Origin of the sequence: Hwanghaeella sp., assembly GCF_965227365.1 — a bacterium.
Classification (GTDB): Bacteria; Pseudomonadota; Alphaproteobacteria; order UBA8366; family Aestuariispiraceae; genus Hwanghaeella.
The window spans coordinates 310174-330851 of record NZ_OZ245754.1; the positions used below are offsets into that span (position 1 = coordinate 310174).

The 20678-nt window shown below is 60.3% G+C and carries 21 protein-coding genes; 11 read left to right on the forward strand and 10 right to left on the reverse strand.

The genetic code is table 11. The features are described 5' to 3' along the window. Nucleotides 1–20 precede the first annotated feature (20 nt). Nucleotides 21–878: a DMT family transporter gene (locus ACQK2G_RS01360; RefSeq protein WP_425403215.1), complete on the forward strand. Its 858-nt coding sequence runs from the start codon at nucleotides 21–23 to the stop codon at nucleotides 876–878. 90 nt (nucleotides 879–968) lie between these two features. On the opposite strand, the gene ACQK2G_RS01365 is transcribed toward ACQK2G_RS01360, so the two are convergent. The 4 genes from ACQK2G_RS01365 to ACQK2G_RS01380 form a co-directional block, all read right to left on the reverse strand. Then, the gene (locus tag ACQK2G_RS01365) at nucleotides 969–1172 is read right to left on the reverse strand and encodes a cold-shock protein (protein ID WP_425403216.1); all 204 of its coding nucleotides are present in this window, start codon (nucleotides 1170–1172) and stop codon (nucleotides 969–971) included. Nucleotides 1173–1529: 357 nt separating this feature from the next. Continuing rightward, nucleotides 1530–2276: a hypothetical protein gene (locus ACQK2G_RS01370; RefSeq protein WP_425403217.1), complete on the reverse strand. Its 747-nt coding sequence runs from the start codon at nucleotides 2274–2276 to the stop codon at nucleotides 1530–1532. Between the two features lie 389 nt (nucleotides 2277–2665). Then, a complete protein-coding gene (locus tag ACQK2G_RS01375) occupies nucleotides 2666–4330 on the reverse strand; it encodes an acetolactate synthase large subunit (RefSeq protein ID WP_425403218.1) in 1665 nt (554 codons plus the stop codon). Between the two features lie 95 nt (nucleotides 4331–4425). After that, nucleotides 4426–5820 (reverse strand): aldehyde dehydrogenase family protein, encoded by a 1395-nt coding sequence (locus ACQK2G_RS01380; protein ID WP_425403219.1) that lies wholly within the window; start codon nucleotides 5818–5820, stop codon nucleotides 4426–4428. A 304-nt stretch (nucleotides 5821–6124) separates the two neighbouring features. Between ACQK2G_RS01380 and ACQK2G_RS01385 the strand changes: the two genes are divergently transcribed. The 3 genes from ACQK2G_RS01385 (at nucleotide 6125) to ACQK2G_RS01395 (ending at nucleotide 7531) form a co-directional block, all read left to right on the forward strand. Continuing rightward, nucleotides 6125–6487 carry a DUF1428 domain-containing protein gene (locus tag ACQK2G_RS01385; protein ID WP_425403220.1) on the forward strand — a complete coding sequence of 121 codons (363 nt, stop codon included), beginning with the start codon at nucleotides 6125–6127 and terminating at the stop codon, nucleotides 6485–6487. 30 nt (nucleotides 6488–6517) lie between these two features. Then, nucleotides 6518–7003, forward strand: a complete 486-nt coding sequence (locus ACQK2G_RS01390; protein WP_425403221.1) for an SRPBCC family protein — start codon at nucleotides 6518–6520, stop codon at nucleotides 7001–7003. A gap of 84 nt (nucleotides 7004–7087) precedes the next feature. Further along, entirely contained in the window at nucleotides 7088–7531 is a 444-nt protein-coding gene (locus ACQK2G_RS01395) for a MarR family winged helix-turn-helix transcriptional regulator (RefSeq protein ID WP_425403222.1), read from the forward strand. Between the two features lie 16 nt (nucleotides 7532–7547). Here ACQK2G_RS01395 and ACQK2G_RS01400 read toward each other — a convergent pair whose 3' ends face one another. The 3 genes from ACQK2G_RS01400 to ACQK2G_RS01410 are packed head-to-tail and all read right to left on the reverse strand — an operon-like array spanning nucleotide 7548 to nucleotide 11549. Beyond that, complete coding sequence (locus ACQK2G_RS01400) at nucleotides 7548–9140, reverse strand: 5-guanidino-2-oxopentanoate decarboxylase (protein WP_425403223.1); 1593 nt, start codon at nucleotides 9138–9140, stop codon at nucleotides 7548–7550. Nucleotides 9141–9174: 34 nt separating this feature from the next. Next, on the reverse strand, nucleotides 9175–10215 hold the full coding sequence (gene bmt / locus ACQK2G_RS01405; RefSeq protein ID WP_425403224.1) for a betaine--homocysteine S-methyltransferase: 1041 nt from the start codon (nucleotides 10213–10215) through the stop codon (nucleotides 9175–9177). A 47-nt stretch (nucleotides 10216–10262) separates the two neighbouring features. Further along, nucleotides 10263–11549 (reverse strand): O-acetylhomoserine aminocarboxypropyltransferase, encoded by a 1287-nt coding sequence (locus ACQK2G_RS01410; RefSeq protein ID WP_425403225.1) that lies wholly within the window; start codon nucleotides 11547–11549, stop codon nucleotides 10263–10265. A 221-nt stretch (nucleotides 11550–11770) separates the two neighbouring features. Between ACQK2G_RS01410 and ACQK2G_RS01415 the strand changes: the two genes are divergently transcribed. The 3 genes from ACQK2G_RS01415 (at nucleotide 11771) to ACQK2G_RS01425 (ending at nucleotide 13288) form a co-directional block, all read left to right on the forward strand. Beyond that, nucleotides 11771–12247, forward strand: a complete 477-nt coding sequence (locus tag ACQK2G_RS01415; RefSeq protein WP_425403226.1) for an iron-sulfur cluster assembly scaffold protein — start codon at nucleotides 11771–11773, stop codon at nucleotides 12245–12247. Then, a complete protein-coding gene (gene yidD, locus ACQK2G_RS01420) occupies nucleotides 12247–12513 on the forward strand; it encodes a membrane protein insertion efficiency factor YidD (protein WP_425403227.1) in 267 nt (88 codons plus the stop codon). The genes ACQK2G_RS01415 and yidD overlap by 1 nt, the downstream gene beginning before the upstream one ends. Nucleotides 12514–12706: 193 nt before the next feature. Then, the gene (locus ACQK2G_RS01425; RefSeq protein ID WP_425403228.1) at nucleotides 12707–13288 is read left to right on the forward strand and encodes a hypothetical protein; all 582 of its coding nucleotides are present in this window, start codon (nucleotides 12707–12709) and stop codon (nucleotides 13286–13288) included. Nucleotides 13289–13320: 32 nt separating this feature from the next. Here ACQK2G_RS01425 and ACQK2G_RS01430 read toward each other — a convergent pair whose 3' ends face one another. Then, nucleotides 13321–14172, reverse strand: a complete 852-nt coding sequence (locus tag ACQK2G_RS01430; protein ID WP_425403229.1) for a DUF547 domain-containing protein — start codon at nucleotides 14170–14172, stop codon at nucleotides 13321–13323. A 168-nt stretch (nucleotides 14173–14340) separates the two neighbouring features. Here ACQK2G_RS01430 and ACQK2G_RS01435 point away from each other — a divergent pair, with 168 nt between their 5' ends. From ACQK2G_RS01435 to ACQK2G_RS01450, 4 genes are all read left to right on the forward strand, one after another. Continuing rightward, the gene (locus ACQK2G_RS01435; protein WP_425403230.1) at nucleotides 14341–15057 is read left to right on the forward strand and encodes a glycosyltransferase; all 717 of its coding nucleotides are present in this window, start codon (nucleotides 14341–14343) and stop codon (nucleotides 15055–15057) included. Between the two features lie 4 nt (nucleotides 15058–15061). Next, nucleotides 15062–15661, forward strand: coding sequence for a TIGR04282 family arsenosugar biosynthesis glycosyltransferase (locus tag ACQK2G_RS01440; RefSeq protein ID WP_425403231.1), 600 nt, complete (start codon nucleotides 15062–15064; stop codon nucleotides 15659–15661). Beyond that, nucleotides 15658–16752 carry a phosphotransferase gene (locus tag ACQK2G_RS01445; RefSeq protein ID WP_425403232.1) on the forward strand — a complete coding sequence of 365 codons (1095 nt, stop codon included), beginning with the start codon at nucleotides 15658–15660 and terminating at the stop codon, nucleotides 16750–16752. The genes ACQK2G_RS01440 and ACQK2G_RS01445 overlap by 4 nt, the downstream gene beginning before the upstream one ends. Nucleotides 16753–16866: 114 nt before the next feature. Beyond that, the gene (locus ACQK2G_RS01450; protein ID WP_425403233.1) at nucleotides 16867–17532 is read left to right on the forward strand and encodes a flavin reductase family protein; all 666 of its coding nucleotides are present in this window, start codon (nucleotides 16867–16869) and stop codon (nucleotides 17530–17532) included. A gap of 2 nt (nucleotides 17533–17534) precedes the next feature. Here the strand turns inward: ACQK2G_RS01450 and ACQK2G_RS01455 are convergent, their stop codons facing one another. Both ACQK2G_RS01455 and ACQK2G_RS01460 read right to left on the reverse strand, forming a co-directional pair. Then, nucleotides 17535–19559 (reverse strand): hydantoinase/oxoprolinase N-terminal domain-containing protein, encoded by a 2025-nt coding sequence (locus tag ACQK2G_RS01455; RefSeq protein WP_425403234.1) that lies wholly within the window; start codon nucleotides 19557–19559, stop codon nucleotides 17535–17537. A 126-nt stretch (nucleotides 19560–19685) separates the two neighbouring features. Further along, nucleotides 19686–20630, reverse strand: a complete 945-nt coding sequence (locus ACQK2G_RS01460) for an exopolyphosphatase (protein WP_425403235.1) — start codon at nucleotides 20628–20630, stop codon at nucleotides 19686–19688. Between the last annotated feature and the right edge of the window lie 48 nt (nucleotides 20631–20678).

Below are 20678 nucleotides of genomic sequence, written 5' to 3' on the forward strand. Positions count from 1 at the left end.
CACTCCGGGCGGCGGGGTGGATGTTCGGTGCGTTGCTGTCTTTCAGCACGATGGCCGTGTCGGCCCGCAACGTCTCCGCGGAACTCGATACATTTCAACTGATGTTCTTCCGAAGCGCGATCATGTTGACCATGGTGGTCGGTATCGCATTGTGCACGCCTGGCGGTCTGGGGCAGTTCAAGACCAGCAACCTCAAAGGCCATTTAGCTCGAAATTGCGCTCATTTCGTTGGCCAGTTCGGTTGGTTTTTCGGCGTGGCCGCAATACCTCTGGCCCAGGTCGTGGCGATTGAATTCACGACGCCGTTGTGGATCGGCGTGTTCGCGCCTTTCCTGCTGGCCGAGCGGATGACCTGGCTGCGAGGGCTGGTGCTGGTCGCCGGGTTCAGCGGTGTGTTGATTGTGGTCCGGCCGTGGGAGGTGGAAGTTCAGGCGGGTTCCGTCGCCGTGATGATTGCGGCGGTTGGGTTTGCTCTTTCAATGATCGCGACCAAGCGGCTGACCCGGTCGGATAGCATTCTCTGCATACTGTTTTACATGGGCCTGATACAGGCACCGATGGGGCTGCTGCCGGCGTTGGGGGGCTGGGTTGTACCGAGTACGGAAGTCTGGGCCTGGATGGTCCTGATTTCCTTCTGCGGCCTGACCGCACATTTCTGCCTGGCAAAAGCCCTGTCTTCGGCCGATGCTCTGGTCGTCGCACCGATGGACTATCTGCGTCTGCCTGCCTTTGCGGCAGTCGGATACTTCTTCTTCTCGGAAACCGTCGGCTTTGAAGTCGTGCTTGGCGGAATGGTTATCTTGACCAGCAATTGGCTCAATACCTGGCTGGAGTCTCGTCGTGCGCGCCGAGCACGCGCCGCCGCCGCAAGAGCCTAGGGCAGACCGGTATCAAGAAAAGCGTGGATCGGGAAATGCAAAGGGCCGCCCCGGAAGGGACGGCCCTAGCAAAACCTTCAGAACGCAGACTTACAGCGCCTTCAAGTCAACAGCCTTCGGACCACGCGGCTCAGCTTTGATTTCAAAGCTGACCTTCTGGCCTTCGTTCAGCGTGCTCATGCCGGCCTGTTCGACGGCAGAGATGTGGACGAAGACGTCCTTCGAGCCGTCTTCGGGCTGAATGAAGCCGAAGCCTTTGGTCGTGTTGAAGAATTTTACCGTACCGGTAGCCATTGTTAGTACCCTTCACTGGTCGTTCACCGTAGTCACCCGCCGGAAATCCCTTATCCGGACGGGGTGCAACGCTTGGCATTCTGTGTGGGGAGTTCTGATCGCGCTGCGGCGCAACTACTCGTCCTGCGTCCTGCGGCAGCGATGTCACATGTGGAGGTATGCGCCAGCCTGAAACAAGACGCAAGAGAATTTGCTGAGAAGTTTTTGTTTCGTGGCAGATGTTTGTGATTCAAACCGGTGCTGCAATACGGCGGTTTGAAAAAAATAGAAGCGGTGCTCGGGTAAGCACCGCTAAATTCGCAAAACAGATTCAATCGTATTGAGGCCCTCGGCCTCGGAGAGGGGCGGACGAAATTCCTATGCCGTCCGACGGCTCCTGCGCCAGCCGAGGAGACCGATCAGTCCGAAAGCGCTGGCGGCCAGTGGCAACGCTGCCGGTAGTGGAACCACGGTCGCCTGTCCGAATACGGTTACATGGCTGTTGTCCTGAAACTTTCCGCTCGCAGGAGGAAATGTCTTATAGAGCAGACTGTACAAACCACCCAAATCATCACCGTACCAGAAAGTTCCGCCGACATTGGACTTGATATAGACGCCGGCAATGGTCCATCCCGAGGCTGGGGCAAGAAGGTCGAGCGTAAATGCGTGTTGCCCGTTGGAGCCTATACCCGTGGATATATCGAAAGCGATTTCTACCCCATCAGCCTCAGAGCCCCCGGCATCGACACTTCCAGCTAAAGGGCCGAGTAAGCTGGAGGAATTCGAACTGTAAATACCTGATGTATCGGGCTCTTTGTCGCCGTCTATTTTTCCCAAGAACTGCAGGTTAAGGCCCAAGGCATTGTTGAAGAAATCACGTTCGGATTCAGGGCTTCCGAGCGGTCCGCTGATCCTAAGTTCGCTATCCGCCCCAACATTCATGTAGTCGGGAAGGTCAGGGCGATTGGTGCCTGAGACGTAATCCGCGCTTTCGATCCAATCGGTCGGCACCACGTTCACCGTTGCCGCATAGGACTGCGCAACGAAAGAAGAAGCGGTTAGAGATGCGCCCAACGCGACTACAGACACTGCAGCATAATGCTGGAGTCTAGTTATCATGCTCATGGTAACGTCCTTTGGGGAAAGACGGACAAAGTAAAACAAGTTGAATGGATCCAGGAGGCGCTTTTCTTGCTTCCGGAACCCGTTCCTTACATTCCTATATCATGAGAAAAACATAAGAACGTCAACAGATGCCCTCACAGTTTAGTTTAATGATCATTAACAATGCATCGATATGCGCTGCTTTTGTTGACGAAAACCACCCCTGTTTTGAATCTTTTGCGGTACGGAGGTGGTGTGCAGAGAATCGATACCCCATTGATTGTCGCGTGCCTGCAGCGTGCTGGGGTAGTGTGTTTCCGGACCTCGATCATTATAGAAAAAGCCGGCCCACGGGATATATGGGCCGGCTGTTTCCAAATTTTGGTGCGCCCCGCCGGGGCGCGGTCTGACTAGATCTGAACCTGAACGTTGCCGAGGCGTTCCGTCAGTTTCATGTTTTCGGCGTAATCGACCGGCACGGCGATGAGGGCCGGTCCGTCCTGTTTGAAGGCTTCTTCCAATGCGGCGGTAACACCGTCTGCAGAGGTCACTTCAGTGCCCCACATTCCGAAACTCTTCGCCAACATGGCGAAGTCCGGGTTGGTGAACTGAAGGTCGCTATGACGGCCGTTGAAGCCGTTCTGCTGCTTCCATTTGATCAGGCCGTATTCACCATCGCACCAAACCATGGCGACGATGTTCAGCTTGAGGCGAACCGCGGTTTCCAAATCCTGGACGTTCATCATGAACCCGGCATCACCGCTGATCGACAATACCTTGCGGTCGGGATTGGCGAGCTTGGCGCCGATCGAGCCGGGCATGGCAAATCCCATCGTGCAGAAGCCGTTGGAAATCAGGCAGGTATTGGGGACCTCGCACTGATAGTAACGGGAGATCCACATCTTATGGGCGCCCACGTCGCTCAACAGGATGTCTTCCGCTCCCATGAACTGGCGCACGTCATGCAGGATCTTCTGCGGTTTGACGGGGATGCCGGTATCGTCCTTTTCCGCCTGGAAGTCATTCCACATCGTCTGCCGCAATTCCTTGCGGATGCCGATGTCGAACAACGGCAGTTTGCCGGCGAAACGGTCATTCACCGCTTCGTTGAGCTGCCAGAGCGCATCCGCCAAGTCACCGACGATTTCCACATCGGCCGGGTAGTCGCGATCTACCTCCGCCGGCCAGAAGTCGATATGGATGATCTTCTTGTTTTCCTTCTGGGTCCGGTTCCACGCGCTCGGGGCGTATTCCACGAGGTCGTAACCGCAGGAAATCACCAGGTCGGCATCATCGAAGGCGAGGTTGTTGTAGTCGCCGCTGCCGAGCCCCATGGTGAACAGGCAATGGTCGTCATGCATCGGGACCGCGCCCTTGCCCATGAAGGTATTGACCACGCCGATACCCAACTTGTGGGCGAGACGCTGCAACTGCTGGGCCGCACGTTTCCGGATCGCGCCGTTTCCGGCCAGGATGATCGGCTTTTTCGCCTGAGCGATCATGTCGACCGCGGCGGCGACGGCTTTATGGTCGGCAGCCGGGCGGCGCACCTTCACCGGCGGCATCGGCTTGTGGTCGACTTCTTCCTTGGCGACGTCTTCCGGCAGTTCGATGACTGTCACGCCGGGCTTTTCCTGCTCGGCGATCTTGAAGGCCTTGCGGACCACCTCGGTGATGTTCTTGCCGTCGACGATGGATTGGGCCCACTTGCTGATGGGCTTGCACATCGCGATCGAGTCCATGTTCTGGTGGCTTTCCTTGTGAAGCCGCTTGGTGGACCCTTGCCCGATGATCGCTACGACCGGCGCACGGTCCATGTTGGCGTCGGCGAGGCCGGTGACGAGGTTTGTCACGCCCGGGCCAAGGGTCGCGAGGCACACGCCGGCCTTGCCGGTCAGACGACCATAGGCATCCGCCATGAAGGCGGCGGCCTGTTCATGACGGCACAGGACGAATTCGATCTTGCTGTCGAGCAGCGAGATCATCATATCGGCGTTTTCCTCACCGGGTACGCCGAAGATGCGCTCCACCCCTTCGGCTTCCAGGCATTTTACGAATAGATCAGACGCTTTCATGGTTTCCCCCATGGCTGGTATTTGCTGTTTGGCGTTGTTGTCTGGCGGTTGCCGCTGATGCAGGCCGCCGGTAATCGGTGTTATTGGGCCTTCGGTCAGATCGCACTGGACCGCATGACCATCATTTTCTCCGTCTGCATTTCATGGATTGTATAGGGAATGCCGCCGACACCGTGGCCCGATTGTCGGGCTCCGGCGAACGGCATCCAGTCGACACGGAAGGCGGTATGGTCGTTGACCATGATCGCCGTGCCGTCCAGATTCTTATAGGCATACAGGGCCGTATCCAGGTTTTGGGTAAACACCGCGGCCTGGAAGGCAACGGGCAGGGAGTTCGCTTGGGCCAAAGCGTCGTCCATGTTGTCATAGGAATTGACGCAGATGACCGGGCCGAAAATTTCCATTTGGGAAACCCGGGCCGTCGGCGGCGGGTTCAGCAGGATGGTCGGCTGGATGAGGCTGTCCGACAGGCGTTCTCCGCCACAGACAAGCTTGGCGCCGCCGTCTACGGCCTCCTTGATCCATTCCTCAATCCGATCCGCTTCCGACTTCTTGATGATGGGACCGACTTCCGTGTCCGCTTCGGTCGGGTCGCCGACCTTCATTTTCATGGCCAGTTCGGCCAACCCGTCCGCAACGTCGCCGGCGACGGCCGCATCGGCGAAGACACGCTGCACGGAAACGCAAACCTGGCCGGCATGATAAAGCCCGCCTTTTGCCAAAAGCGGCAGGGAGGCGGCCATGTCGGCATCCTTGGCATAGATGACCGGGGCCGCGCCGCCATGTTCCAGGGCGCAACGGGCGCCCGGCGCCAATTGGGATCGAAGGCTCCACCCCACCTTTGCGGATCCGATAAAGCTGAAGAAAGCGACGCGGGCATCGGTTACCAGCGCGGTCGAAATCTCACGGTTTTCCGGCACCACGACCTGGCACCATTCTTCCGGCAATCCGGCTTCGCGCAGGATGTTCACGAAATTGAAGCAGGAAATCGGGGTCGCTTCTGCCGGCTTGACGATAACCGGGCATCCGGTCGCAACGGCGGGCGCCACCTGGTGAACGATAAGATTGAAGGGGTGGTTGAAGGCGCTAACAGCGACGACGACACCGATCGGCTCAAATTGCGTAAAGGCCATGCGGCCGACGGATGCTGCATTCACCCCCATCGGGATGACATGGCCACCTTCGGCGCGGATGACTTCGACGCAATTCTCCACGCCATCGGCTGCACGATCGATTTCCACGAGCGAATCCGGCAGGGGTTTGCCGCCTTCGCGGGCCGCCTGAAGGGCGAGGTCTTCGCGCCGTTCCTTGATGATTTCCGCGGTCTTGCGGAGAATTTCGATGCGTTTGTGTTTGGGAATCCAGCTTTTCCGGTCACGGTATAGGCCATAGGCCGTTGAAAGCGCCTTTTCGACCGTATTGGCGTCCGCCGCCGGAACATTCTGGATGAACGCGCCATCGAACGGCGCGGTTACTGCCTTTTCGGCCATGAGTTTCTCCCCTTCACGGTGCCGATAACACGCCCGCCATCGCGGAAACGGGCGAAATACAACGGTTCCCGGCTTATTAGGTGTTACCGGTGGTACTATCCTACAGTATTTGAACGAAGTGTGTAGCCCTTGGCGGCCCTATCCGATCCTTTACTCGGGCAAATTCTCGTTGCACCGGCAAAGGGTTGTCTGTGCGAAGGCTCACAGTTCATTGTGAATTCGGCCCCGGTCGTCCCCGCTTGACAAATAAGTTGATATCAACTTAAAAGATAGTGGAGCCGAAATATGGATTGGGAGCTTTGTGATGTCATACGTAGATGGTTTTTTGCTGGCCGTGCCGACGGCCCGCCGGGAAGAGTACCGGGACTTCGCCCTGAAGGGTGCCGATTACTTCAAAAGCCTGGGCGCCAAGGGAATGGTCGAGTGCTGGGGGGATGACGTGCCGGACGGTAAGATAACCTCGTTCCCCATGGCAGTGAAGATGGAGCCGGACGAAACAGTCGTCTTTGCCTGGATCGTTTGGCCGTCCAGGGAAGTACGTATGGCCGCTTATGAAAAAATGCACGCGGATCCGGAAACGGAAGAGATGATGAAGAGCATGCCCTTCGACGGAATGCGCATGATTTACGGTGGGTTCGAACCGATCATCGACCTCACCTTCGATTGACGACCAACAGGACAGTATCGGGAGGCATTGATGTTGGATGTGGCGATACCCGCCGATGTGGACGATAGGACACTGACCCTTTCTCTGATCTTGGATGCGGAACGATCCAAGGTTTGGCGATGCTGGACGGAACCGAAATTGCTCGAGCAGTGGTTCTGTCCGCGGCCGTGGCGGGTCACGGATGCCATCCTCGACCCGCGGTCAGGCGGGCGGGCTGAAATGACGATGCGTGGACCGGACGGCGAAGTGCACCCGCTTCAATCGGTTTACCTGGAGGTCAGGCCTTTGGAGCGGATTGTCTGGACCGATGCCTTCACCGAAGCCTGGCGTCCTTCCGGAAAGCCTTTCATGATTGCCGATATGGAACTGTCCGACGACGGTCCAAGACGGACTCGATATGTTGCCCGGGCCTTGCATTGGACCCTGGAAGACAAGGAGAGCCATGAAAAGATGGGCTTTCATGAGGGGTGGAGAAAGGCCGCCGGTCAGTTGGAGGGTCTGGCGAGATCTCTTTGAAGCGCCGCGCTCAAAATGCCGTGCCGGACTGGACGAATGAAGACGGGTGGACGAAAACGGGAGGTCCAATGACGGTTGGTTAGGATGATGCGTCCAGATTTACCCCTCGAAGTGACCCGTGAGGTGCGGGATCGGTGTCTCTGCCTTCACCTGCAGCGTGCGGCGCGGTCGGTCGCACGCAAATTCGACGAGGTGTTACGTCCCTTTGGGCTCACCAATGGGCAGTTCTCTCTTCTGATTTCATTGAATCGTCCGGAACCGCCCCGCATCAATGACGTCGCCGGGTTGCTGGCGATGGACCGCACGACGCTGACCGCAAACCTGAAGCCACTGCAGAAACGTGGGTTGATCGAAGTCCGTGTCGACGAAAAGGACAAGCGCGGCCGGCGTCTGGTCCTTACGGATTCCGGCCGTGACGTGTTGAAGGAAGCGGTGCCGGTCTGGCGCCAGACCCACGACGATTTGGATTCACTGTTGAAATCGACCTCGCCGGACACCCTGCGCGAAGGCTTGATCGATCTGACGTGATCCGCTGCGTTTCACGTCAGCCAAGAACGGCGCTGGTCACTTCGATGATGGTCGGGCCGCCGGCGTCCAGCGCCCCGGCGCAAGCGCGTTCCAGGGACCTTAGATCGCTGGGCCGTGCGTAAGCGCAGCCGTAGGATTGCGCGAGCAGTCCGAAATCCGGGTTGATCTGTTCGACCGCGACCGGCGTGAATTCGGCGTCGATCATACCCTGGCGGATTTCCCCCAACGCATTGTTGTTCCAAAGAATGATCGGTAGCGGCAGTTTGTGTTCCACCGCCGTCGCCAATTCGTTGTGGGTGAATTGAAACCCGTAGTCGCCGGCCAGGACGGCCACCGGTTTTCCGGGGCGGCCGAAACAGGCACCGATCCCTGCCGGCAGGGCATATCCCAGCGTGCCGAAACCGACCGGATGCAGCCACAGCCGCGGCTCGCTGACCGGGAAGACCTCGTTCCCGCTATAGGCGATGCGGGTCATGTCGGTGGCGATGGCGGTGTCTTCGGGCAGGGCGCGGCGAATTGCGTCCAGGACCACGCGGTGGCGCGCCCTGGCAGCCGTATCCCGTTCGCGGAAGGCCGCTTGGAGAGCAGCGAGGTCATGGTGTGCGCCCCGACGGCCGCTATCGATCAACAGGGCCGGCAAGGCTTCGTTGATCGCGGCAACGGTCTTGCGGGCATCGGCCCGGATCGGCAGGCCGGCGCCGTAATCGTCCGCCAGTTCCGCAGGGTCCAGGTCGATCCGGATGATGAAGCCGGGCAGGTCGATTTCGCCGTCCCAGAAATCCGGTGAGGCGAATTCGGTTCCCACGGCAAGCACCACATCCGCCCCGGCGGCAAGCGCCCGAACGTCTGGATCCGCGATCATGGATCCGGCGAACAGCGGGTGACCGCTAGAAACGACGCCCTTGCCCGAAATGGTGGTGATGACGGGCGCACCGAGTGCTTCGGCCAAAGCGGTTACTTCCGCCGCCGCGCCGACCGAGCCGCCACCGACGATGACCACCGGCGATTTCGCCGCGGCAAGGCGCCGTGCCGCCTCTTCCGTAGCATCCTTGTCGGGCGACAGAGAGGCCGGGGCGGGCTGTGCGTTCCAACTCTGCGGCACGGTTTCACCGAATACGTCGATCGGAACTTCGATATGGATCGGCCTTGGGCGGGCGGTTGCGAAATCGGCGAAGGCCTTGGCGACCAGCCCAGGGATCGCATCCTGGCCGGGCGCCGTCGCGCTCCAGGCTGTGACGGTCGCGGTGGCGGCGCGCTGGTCTTTCATCTCGTGCAGACGGCCACGGCCCATGTTGATATCGTCCCGCGCGAGAACGCCTGAGAAAACCAGCATGGGCACGGAATCAGAATAGGCCTGCCCCATCGGCGTCATCGCGTTCATGACCCCGGGGCCGGTGATCAGGAAACAGACGCCGGGTTTGCCGCTGACGCGGGCATAACCGTCTGCCATGAAGGCCGCGCCCTGTTCGTGTCGTACGAGAACGTGGCGTACAGGAGTCTGCGTCAGACCACGATAGAGTTCGATCGTGTGCACGCCGGGAATGCCGAAAATCGTGTCGACATCGTACTGCTCGAGCAAATGCACCAAGGCCTGGCCGACATTCTGCATGCCCCGTCCCCCTCAGAATCTAATGGTTACCGGTCTATTCGTCGGAACCGCCGCGGCGCCGACGGCGTTCTCGTCGCTTCGGGCCGTCGCCCGCCTCGCGTTTGGCGATTTCCTCTTCGTTCAGATAGGTCGACGGCCCCAGAAGCCGGATCACCTCCAACGGCGTCGGAATGCTCTTGGGCTCATAACCTTTCAGGGACTCGACGATCGCTTTCATCACCTCGCCGTCGGAACCGCAGCAGCCGCCGATGATCCTGGCACCCGCGTCGCGCGCCAGCCGCGCATAGTCGGCCATCAGTTCCGGTGTGCCGGTATAGGTGAATTCGCCGTTCTTGAATTCCGGCACGCCGCAATTCGCCTTTGCGACGATGATGGTTTCCGGATCGGCGATCTTGCCGATGGCGGCGACGGAAACGACGTTCTCCGTCGCACCCAAACCACAATTTGCCCCTATGGCGAGCGGGTGATGCGGGCGCGAATGGATGTGCGCATAGGCTTCTTCCGGGGTGACGCCCATCATCGTTCGCCCGGCGGTATCGAAGGTCATTGTCGCGACGACCTGCAGGCCGGTCGTCTGCGCGCCTTCGATGGCGGCATCGACTTCCTCTCGCGAGGACATGGTTTCCACCCACAGGAAATCCGCGCCGCCATCGGCCAGGCCCCGGGCCTGTTCAGCGAAGGCCTCGACTGCCTCTTCATGCGTCAGCGCGCCGTTCGGTACCAGCAGTTCTCCGGTCGGGCCCATCGATCCGCCCACGAAGACGGGACGATCGGCCTTGTCGGCGACAAGGCGCGCGATTTCCGCGGCGGCCTTGGCCAGTTCATAGGCACGGTCCTGTGCCTGATGAAGTTTCAGACGATAGGCGTTGCCGCCGAAACTGTTCGTCAGGATCAGGTCACAGCCCGCATCGACGAATTCCTGATGGACGCTGGCGATGCGTTCCGGGTGTTCTACATTCCAAAGTTCCGGCGGATAGCCGGTTTCCAGCCCGCGCTTGAACAGGTTGGTGCCCATCGCGCCGTCGGCGACCAGATAGCCGCGTTCGCCCAGCAGTTTCAGGAAAGCGTCCGACATCGATGCGGTCCTTTTCGTTCCAGATTTCTCTATAACCAGCGGCGCGGCTAGCCTGCCTTGGCCAGGCCCTGTTCAAGATCCGCCAGAATATCCTCCGCCGTTTCCAGGCCTATGGAAAGGCGGATCACTTCCGGCCCGGCCCCGGCGGCGTCCAACTGTTCCGGCGTCAACTGATTGTGGGTCGTCGACGCGGGATGGATGATCAGAGACTTGGCGTCCCCGATATTCGCGAGATGGCTGAACAGTTCCACGGAATCCACCAAATTCACGCCCGCGCCGAAACCGCCCTTCAGACCGAAGGTGAAAACGGCGCCGGCGCCGTGCGGTAGATATTTCTGGGCCAGGCCGTGATACTTGCTGGATTTCAGTCCGGCATAACTCACCCAATCGACGGCCGGGTGGTTTTCCAGGTATTCCGCGACTTTCAGCGCATTCTGGCTGTGCCGTTCCATGCGCAGCGGCAGCGTCTCAATCCCCAACAGCGTGACCCAGGCATTGAAGGGTTGTTGCGTGCAACCCAGGTCCCGCAGCGCGACCGCGTGGCCAAACATTGTATAGGCGAGGTTGCCGAAGGTCTCATAGAAGGTCAGGCCGTGATATTCCGGTGCCGGTTGCGAAAGGCTGGGAAACTTGTCACTGGCGGTCCAGTCGAAAGTCCCTTTCTCGACGACCATGCCACCGACCGAGGTGCCGTTGCCGGACAGGAACTTGGTCGTAGAATGGACGACGATATCCGCTCCCCAGTCGAAGGGCCGCAGGAGGAAGGGGGAAGCCAAAGTATTGTCGACGATTAGCGGTATACCCGCTTCGTGGGCGATCTCGGCAACCGGTTCCAGGTCGACGACCACCCCGCCCGGATTGGCCAGCCCTTCGCAGAAGATCGCTCTGGTCTCGGGCGTCAGCGCGGCCTTGAAATTCTCCGGGTTGTCCGGGTCCACGAATGTGGTCGACCAGTCGAACCGCTTGAAGGTATGGGCCATCTGATTGATCGACCCGCCATACAGCTTGTTCGAGGCGACGACATGCGCACCCGGCCCCATCAGCGGATACAGCGCCAGGATCTGCGCCGCATGGCCGGACGACGTGGCCGTGCCGCCGATCCCGCCTTCCAGTGCCGCGACGCGCTCTTCGAGCACGGCGACGGTCGGGTTGGTCAGGCGGGAATAGATGAAACCCGGCTCCTGCAGGTTGAAGAGCGAGGCAGCGTGTTCCGCGTCGTCGAACACGTAGGACGATGTCTGATAGATCGGCGTCGCTCGTGCGCCGGTCGCCGAATCGGGCGCCGCGCCGGCATGCAGTGCCAAGGTGTCGAAGCCCGGTTTCCGCTCGGTCATGTCTCTCGTCCCCTCCCAACTCTTCCCGGTAACCGCCTGGATGGCTGTCCGCCCGCGGTCCGTATCGCCCGGATGTAGCGGATTTGGGGGGCGTGTGCCAAGCGCAGTGAGGTCTTCCTGTGGAAGGACAGGTGAACCGGCGGCCGGTTGTACGGCGTGCGCGGGGCGTTATATAGGTGGATCACTAGGGAAGACCTGTCGAATTTCTTGGGAAGGCAGCAATGGCGGATGCCCTCTACAACGACCGCATCTTGGACTTGGCCGGCAGCCTGAATAAACAGGACCGGCTGGACGACCCCGATGCCAGCGTCACCGTCACCAGTGCGCTTTGCGGCAGCCGGGTGAAGGTCGACTTGAAGATGAAGGACGGTGTTGTCAGTGATTACGGCCAGGAAGTGCGCGCCTGCGCGCTCGGCCAGTCCTCCGCCGCCCTGATGAAACAGGTCGTCGTCGGCCAGACGCCGGAGCAGATCGCCAAGGCCGCCCGCGAAATGCGGGCGATGCTGAAAGAAAATGGCAACCCGCCTTCGGGGCCCTGGTCGGTCTACGAGGTCTTGATCCCGGCGCGCGACCACCGCTCCCGCCATGCCTCCATCCTGTTACCCTTCGACGGTGTGGAAAAAGCCATAGCAGAAATCCGCAAGAGCGATCCGGCGAAGGCGGGCGGGTCAGAGGACGCCGCCGCGCAACCGGCCTGATGGCCACTTCCGAAAATAGTGGATCGAAGGATAGATCGCCGGCCGTGCGGGCGGCAATCTGGTTGGTTCTCCTGCCGATCAAGTTCTATCGCTACGTCATCTCCCCGATGCTTGGGCCCAGATGCCGCTTTGCCCCGACCTGTTCGGAATACGCGGTGGAAGCTATTACAAAACACGGGCTTTTGAAGGGAGGTTTGCTGTCGTTGCGCCGGATTTTCAGATGCCATCCCTGGGGTGGATCGGGGTACGATCCGGTACCCGATTGATCTCTATGACGGTTTCAAATTCAAATTTCTCTATATTTTACAATCGTTAACAATCGCAGCACCCATTGACCTGCCCCAGGTTGAAAGGGGTCAAAAATCTGTGCAAATCTCTCTTAGAGGTATAGGGGTGCCGCAAGGTGATTTTCCCGGCGGCACAACCTCTCTGTTCACCGAAACGTAAGGGGAAGTCTTGATGCGTGGATTGTTTGGTTTGTTCTTGGTCGTTTTCTGCATGGCGACCGTCAACGCGAATGCCACGCCGTTTCGCCTGGATTACGTGAAGACGCAGGATGGCGCCTTCTTCGACTATGATTTCCGGTTGATCTTCGACAACAACGACGGAAGTTTCTTCTCCGGATTCCAGATCGACGAGCTGGTTGTGGGTGACACACTGCTCGGCGCATCGCCGTTTACCGAAGGGGCTTCCTTTTTCACCGTCTTGCCGCCGGGCGCAGGGGCCACCCGGGTTACCGGGTTCCACAATGGCCCGACGATTGGCTTCGTCGACGGGTCCGTCATCGGGACTTTCCTGTCATTTGCCTCGGTTGGTGATTTCGTGTCTTTCAGTGGCCGGTCCAGTGCAAATGTTGCGGATGGCGACTTACTTTGGACCTATCTGCAAGGCGATTTGGCGAGTGGAGATACTGAGGTGGCGAACAGGGTGACAGGGTTCGGCGTCAGTACCGTTCCGGTTCCCGCGGCTTTTCCGTTATTGTTCGCCGCGCTTGCCGCCCTTGGTCTGTTTTCCCGATGGCGTGGAAAGCGGGCATTCTAATTCCGTGTTGTGTGTAAGTTCGGTGAGGCAGGTCAATCTCCGTTCAGCGCCCAATCATACGCATAGTCGAAGTCCTCGACCTGTTCGATTGCCTTGGCCAGCGCCGGATCGGCATAAAGCATGAGATGGGCGCGGATGGTGTTTTCGCTGCCGCCGAAATCCTCTGAAAACCAATCATAGATTTTTGAGACCGTCGCGGTTTCACCCTCGATGGTCACGCCGCGCGGATGGTTGACATAGGCACGGGCGGCCTCGGTCTTGATCTCGTCCAGCGTGCCGGCGGTGACGGCCACCGGCAGCAGGTTTGGGCAGCCGATGGAGGCGCAGTTGACCACGTAATGTGTGCGCGGATCCTGCCAGATCGGGCGCAGGATGCGATGTTCGATATCGTCGAGGGAGACGCCGTGTCCCTCGATCTCCACCAGGTCCTTCCCCCATGGACCGTCGGAGAAGAGGCCGGAGATATCGATGTCGCGAATGCTCTTCACCGGATAGTGGTCCAGGATCACATCGACAGTGAGCGCGTTATAGAGGTTGACCCAATAGGCCTCCTGCTCGGCGCGGTTATAGGTCGTGATTGTGAGGCCGGAGAGACGCGCGATATAGGCTTTCAGAATGGCGTGGTCCTGGTCACTCACCTGGCCATAAGGAATGCGATTCACGCCGGTCTGGTCGGGATAGACGTACTTGCCGAGGAACTGATCCCAGGCGCCGTGCTCGATCGTTGCCGTGGATGTTTCGTCATGCTTGGCCCAGATATCCCAAAGCTTAGCGCTTTTCGCGGTGGCGGTTGTGGCGCCGATGAGCGGCAAGAGAAGGGCAAGACAGAGGACGGCAATAAGGTGCTTACCTCCGCATGCCGTATTTTCGATCGATCCTGCCACAATCAAATCCTCCGAAATTGTCCTTACCGCATTCCAGTTGGATATACGAGCGCGGGAGGGCCTGTCCCAGAACCGGGTTGCACACGAAACGATCAGGATTACGTGACCGGTGGCCGGTTTGGCCGTCCCGCCCTTGCGGCGGCTTGGAAAACTGCCTAGGCCGGAAGCATGTCTTCTATCGACCAATCTGCTCTGCGTCTGCAGGTGATCATGCTTACCTTGAACGCGGCCGGCACCCTATCGGCTGCGGTAGCGCCCCTGCGCGCATCCGGGCTCGATATGGACGTGGATATCCTGATCTGCGACGGTGGTTCGGCGGACGGGACGGTCCGGTTGGCGGAAGAAATGGGCTTGTGTGTCCTGAGATCAGAGAAGGGACGCGGGCTGCAACTTTCCAAGGGCGCGGAAGAGGCACTTTCCGGAGACGACCCCGACCTGATGTTATTCCTGCATGCGGATAGCTTTCTTCAACCAGGCTGGGACAAGGCGGTGCGCGATTTCGCGGACCGGACCGACAGAAACGAGAAGGCCGGCTATTTCCGGTTCACGCTAGACGACGGTGCGGCGTCGGCCGCGCGTTTGGAAAGCATGGTGGCTTGGCGCTGCCGGCAATTCGGCCTGCCTTATGGGGACCAGGGGCTGTTGCTGACACCCGCGCTTTACCGCAAGGTCGGGGGGTATCGAGCCATTCCATTGATGGAGGACGTGGATATCGTCCGGCGGATCGGTCGCAGTAACATGATGCCGTTGGATGCCGCTGTCGTGACCTCCGCCGCGCGGTACAGGCGGTCCGGCTATCTGCGGCGGTCCGTGCGCAATCTGATTTGCCTATCGCTATATTTCCTGGGCCTGCCGCCTCGGATTATCGCGAAGCTCTATGGGTGAAGGGATGAAGCCGACGGTCCTGATTTTTGCGAAACAGCCTCGGCTTGGCCGTGTGAAAAGTCGACTGGCGCGGGATATTGGCGCGGGGCCGGCGCTTCGCTTCTATCGCGGAAATCTCAACCGGTTGCATCGGCAATGTTCTATGTCCGGCCGCTGGCGGGTGATCTGGTGCGTATCGCCCAACCGTGCGGTGCATGTTCGTCGTGATTGGCCGCAAGGGGTAAAGCTCAAAGCCCAAGGTAGAGGCGATCTGGGTCAGAGGATGGCGCGCGCGCTGCGTGCCGCGCCGCCTGGGCCGGTAGTGCTCATCGGCTCGGACATCCCTGGCATCGACGGTACGGTCCTGCGACAGGCGGTTTCGCTGCTCGGCCGGCAGGACGCGGTCTTCGGTCCGGCGGAGGATGGCGGTTATTGGCTCGTTGGGTTCAAGCGCGTGCGCGCGGTGCCTTATGGCTTGTTCCGCGGCGTGCGCTGGTCGGGTCCCCACGCATTGGGTGACACCATCGCGACACTGCCGCCTGGAATGCGGGTCGCATTTGCACCTGTCCTGCCGGACGTGGATGACGGTCCGTCCTACACGGCATGGAAGGAGGGGCTGCGATGAAGCTGATCGATCAGATCCCGGCCCTGGCGGCCGCGGTTTCGACGCTGTCCGGATTTGTCCCTGTGACGGCGGAGGAATTGATCCCCTTGCCGACGACGGGGCTGGCGCATGACCATATCCGTATCGGCGGAACCGCCATGTTGTTGCGCGTGCCCCGGCAAAGCCAATTGGCGCTGGCTGCCCGGGACAATCTGGCTTATCAGGCCGCCTGTTTCCGACGGATGGAGCCGAGCGGCCACACGCCGAAGCTCTTCGCGGTTATCGATCCCGTCCCGGATATCCCGATGGGCGCGTTGGTGGTTGAGGAAATCCGGGGGCGGACCATGGCGCTGCCTGCCGGACTTGGGAATGCGGCGCGCGCGCTGGCCGCCATCCACGCGCTGCCGGTTCCGCCCGCGGATCGGCGCGCGCCGCTGAAGGATCCGGAAAATGCGGTCAACGCGACGCTGGAGGAGGTTCTGGCGCAGGGACGAAACCTGTCTTCCCCTTTCGCCCCGGTTTCCGAGCAGAGCCGACAGACGATCGGCGCGGAGATTGAGAGTGTCCGTAGCGTTGCGGCGCAAATGCCGCCGCCGATGAAGACGTTGATCTCCTTCGACGCCCATCCGGGGAATTTCATAGCCGAGACCGGTACCGGCCGGGCCGTATTGGTGGACCTGGAAAAGGGACGATACGGCGGGGCGGGGTTCGATCTGGCGCATGCGACGCTCTACACCTCGACGACCTGGGACGTCTCGACCTATGCAGAGCTTACGGTAGACGAAGTGGCGGGTTTCTACGCCGCTTGGCTGGATGCAGTGCCGTCGGAACTGGGCGTGGCGTTGAAACCTTGGCTGCTGCCCATGCGGCGGATCATGTGGCTATGGTCGGTCACTTGGTGCGCTAAATGGGCCGTCGAAAGCAGGGCGGGACAGATTGCGGACAAGCACGCGGCGATATCGGCGGAAGACTGGTCGGCGGAGAATACCAACGGTGACCTCATCGGCCACGTGGCAAGACGGGTTACATGCTACCTGTCCGACGAGATCATTGAACGGGTCCGGTCGGAATGGTGTGAAGACAATGCATTGACCCGTCTTCTTGGGACATAGGACGGCCGGTGCGATTGAGAACCCCGGCCGCGCGCCCTATCTTTCTGCTCAATCAACAATCCTGCCAGGCCGACGGTCCATGTCGCCGGGTACTTGTCAGAAAGGCTAGCGCGTATGTTCTTTGATCCGGCCGTGTCCCCGAAACCGGCGCCCTTTTCCTATTCACCGTTCAAGTCGATGGTGGTGCCCCGGCCGATCGGCTGGATCGGCACGATCAGCAAGGATGGCAAGCCGAACCTGGCGCCGTTCAGCTTCTTCAACGCAATCGCGGAAGATCCGCCGATGCTGGCCTTCTCCCCGAACGGCTACCATCAAGAAGGCGGCCGGAAGGATACTCTCCAAAATATTACCGAAACGAAGGAATTCGTTTATAATCTGGTCGGTTACGACATGGCCAATCAGATGAATGTGACCTCCGGTCCGGCGGCCCATGGAGAGGACGAAATGGTGCTCGCGGGCCTTGCCGCCGCGCCCTGCGAAAAGGTGAAGCCGCCACGGGTTCGCGACGCCGCCGCCAGTTTCGAATGCGAGCTGTTTCAGATCGTCGATTTGCCGGAGGGCCGCAAGGGAAGCCCGAATACCTTGGTGATCGGCCGTGTGATCGGCATCCATGTGCGTGACGACGTGATCACCGACGAAGGCAGGATCGACATCCGAAAGATCCGGCCCTTGGCGCGGCTCGGATACATGGACTACTCGGTCGTCGACGATTTCTTCACGCTGGATCGACCGGCCGGGGGTGGAATGGAGCCCGTCCCGCCGGTGAAATCATCCAAGTAGGATTATCCAAGTGACGGGCGCCCGGTAGCGACGGCCGTCACGGTGCTTTCCACGAAAAGGTCCCGGCCGCCCATCTGCTTCACGAAACGGTCGTCGCGGGCGCAGTCTACATGCACGGTGCCGGCGCCGGCATCCAGGGCCTGCTGACGGGCCATGGCCGATGCTTGTTCTTGCGCCTCCGCGGCGGCGGATTCGAAGCTTGGAAAGTCTTTCAGTCCGTCGGGCAGGTGGACACGGTAGACGAATTCGTTGGGGGCGGAGATCAGGACCCGAACTGTCTGCATGACGCCGCCCGCTACGGCGCCGACGGCGTTTGAGACATCCGCATGCGGCGGCAGTTCGATCTGTGTTCCGGTTCGCTGGCCGAAGGCCGGGTAGTAGGTTGCCGCCGGCGCGCCGATACCCGCGACCGGCGTGCGGAAACGCAGATCGACCTGCAATTCGCTTCGTTGGGTCGGGTCGTCCTTGCCGGAGAAGGCGGCGGATAGCAGTCGCCTGGTCACCGCGCCGAGACGGTCTGGAACGGCCATGCCTTCCGCATCCAGCACGGCGAGAACGAGCGCTTCTCCGGCTTGCTTGATCACCAGATCGAAGACAGTTTGGGCGAATTCCCGCTCGTCCGCCGCGATCATCTTACCGGATCGGATTTCCTTTCTGGCCCAGATCCGTCCGCCGAGGCGGGCCGCCTCCGCATTCCAGGCATGGTGCAGCCCGAGGACATGCGCGGCGTCCGAGGGTGAGAAGGCGGAAATCGCTACCAGTCCCCGGTCGACCAACCGGCGCAGCGGTTGCTCCGGTGCCCGGTCCGCGAGCAAGACCTCAAGAGCGACCGGGCCGTCCGCCAGGTTATCCCAAATGCGCTGCTCGCTTGCCGACAGTTTGGCAGCACCTTCCACGAGCTTTCTTTGGCGGATGGCGAAGCGGCCGTCATAAGTCTTCGCATAGGCCCGGTTCGCCTGTTTCTTCAGCACCGGCAAAACGTCATCGTATTCATGGGCCAACAGGCTTAAAGGCACGGCACGACGCGGCCCCGCTACAAGCTGTTTCTCGTCATCCAAACGGATTTCGCTGTCTCCACCCAAGCCGACCGTATGGACCGCGATCGCCTCGACCATGGTACGCCAGCCGCTGACATTCGCGCCGTCCATGTCCAATTGCGGCTTCCCGCCGCGCAGCAGGGCAATGTCCGTCGTGGTACCCCCCATATCAACAACGATAAGGTCGTCTTTGCCGCTTAAATGGCGCGCGCCGACGACGCTGGCGGCCGGCCCGGAAAGGACGGTCTCGACCGGTCGTAAGCGCGCCGTCTCCGCCGAAATCAGAGACCCGTCGCCCTTCACCACCATCAAGGGCGCGGCTATGCCGCGTTGTTTCAGCAGGCCGGTGACCGCCTCGATCAGATCGGCGATCAGTGGGATCAACCTGGCGTTCAGAACCGCGGTAAGGGCGCGGCGCGGCATATCCAGGTTGGCGGAAAGTTCGTGCCCGCAGGTAACCGGGCGTCCTGTGCGCTCCAGTACGAGGTCCCGTACACGCTGTTCATGCGCCGGGTTGCGGGAACCAAAATGCGCTGAAACCGCGAAGGCGGACACCTTGCCGGCATGCGCGTCCAATGCTGTCTCGACCGCCGCTATGTCGAGCGGCGTCGCCTCGTCCCCGTTGGACTGGTGACCGCCGGCAATAAAGACGGCGGGGTCGTTGCCCAGCGCTTGCCGCAACCCGCCGCGATCGAGGGCTGCCTCTGTTTCGCCGATCATGATCAGGCAAACCGGTTGGCCGTGGGACTCGACAACCGCGTTCGTGGCCAGCGTGGTCGAGATGGAAACCAAGCGGATCGTATCCGCGGAAACCGCGTCATCGCCATCCGGTTCCATGATGGCGGCGATGGCCTTGCCGATCCCGATACTCAGATCGTGTTTGGTGGTCAGGGACTTCGCTGTACGGAATACGGCACCGTCTTCCCGGCAGAGTACTGCATCCGTGAAAGTGCCGCCGGTATCGATCCCGAGCCTCAGACCATCCGCCATGAGAAATCCCGCCGCCATGAAAGAAAATGCGTCCCAGCCCCGATAACGAACGGAAAGAGGGCAGGCAAGCGGGATGTCGTGCGGAAATCCTCTGCCTAGGGCGAGTTTCGCCGGAACCTGGCCCGCCTAGCCGTCCATCACCATGCGTTTGATCAGGGCGTTCTTGACATTTTCGGCGTTGCCGTTGGCGACTTGGCAGGTGCCCGCGGCATGATGGCCGCCCCCCCGGAAAGCGAGGCACAATTCCCCGACATTGGTCTTGGACGAGCGGTTGAAGATGGATTTACCGATGGCGAAGACGGTGTTCACATTCTCGCGTCCCCGCATGATGTGGACGGATATGTTGCAGTCCGGGAACATCGTATAGATCTTGAACCGGTTTCCGGGCCAGATATTGTCTTCCCAGCGCAGATCCAGCACGGCGACGTTGTCGTGAACGGTGGTGCAGCGTTTCAGCTGCTCGTCGAATCTGTCCTCGTATTCCTCGACAAGAGCGACGCGTTCCCTGACGTCCGGGTCCAGCAGGATTTCATCGATCGACTTTTCCCGCACCAGATCGATCAGTTTCATCATCAGGTCATAGTTGGAAATCCGGAAATCCCGGAACCGCCCCAAACCTGTCCGGGCGTCCATCAGGAACCCGAGCAGGATCCAACCCTGCGGGTTTGTGACATCCTCCATCTCCAGCATGGCTGCGTCGGATTTGTCCACGGCGGTCATCAGGTCTTCACCGATGGTCGGGAATGTATCCTTCCCGCCGTAGTGGTCGTACACGACGCGGGCTGCGGAAGGGGCGTTCGGGTCGATGATGTGGTTCGCGCGTTCGGCGTTGCGGACCGCTTCCGACGCATGATGGTCGAAGGCGAGATAGCAACCCGGAACGTAAGGAAGGTTGGTCGTAATGTCCTTCTTGGTAATGCTGACGACGCCGTCCTGCATATCCTTCGGATGCGCGAAGGCAACGTGGTCGACCAGCCCGTTTTCGCGCAGCAGAACCGCGCAGACCAACCCGTCGAAGTCGCTTCGGGTTACCAGACGGTATTTTTCATTCTGGGCGTCCTGTTCCGCCATGACTCTTCTCCCCTGAACTTATCCGTCTTCCCGCCCCCCGCCGATGCT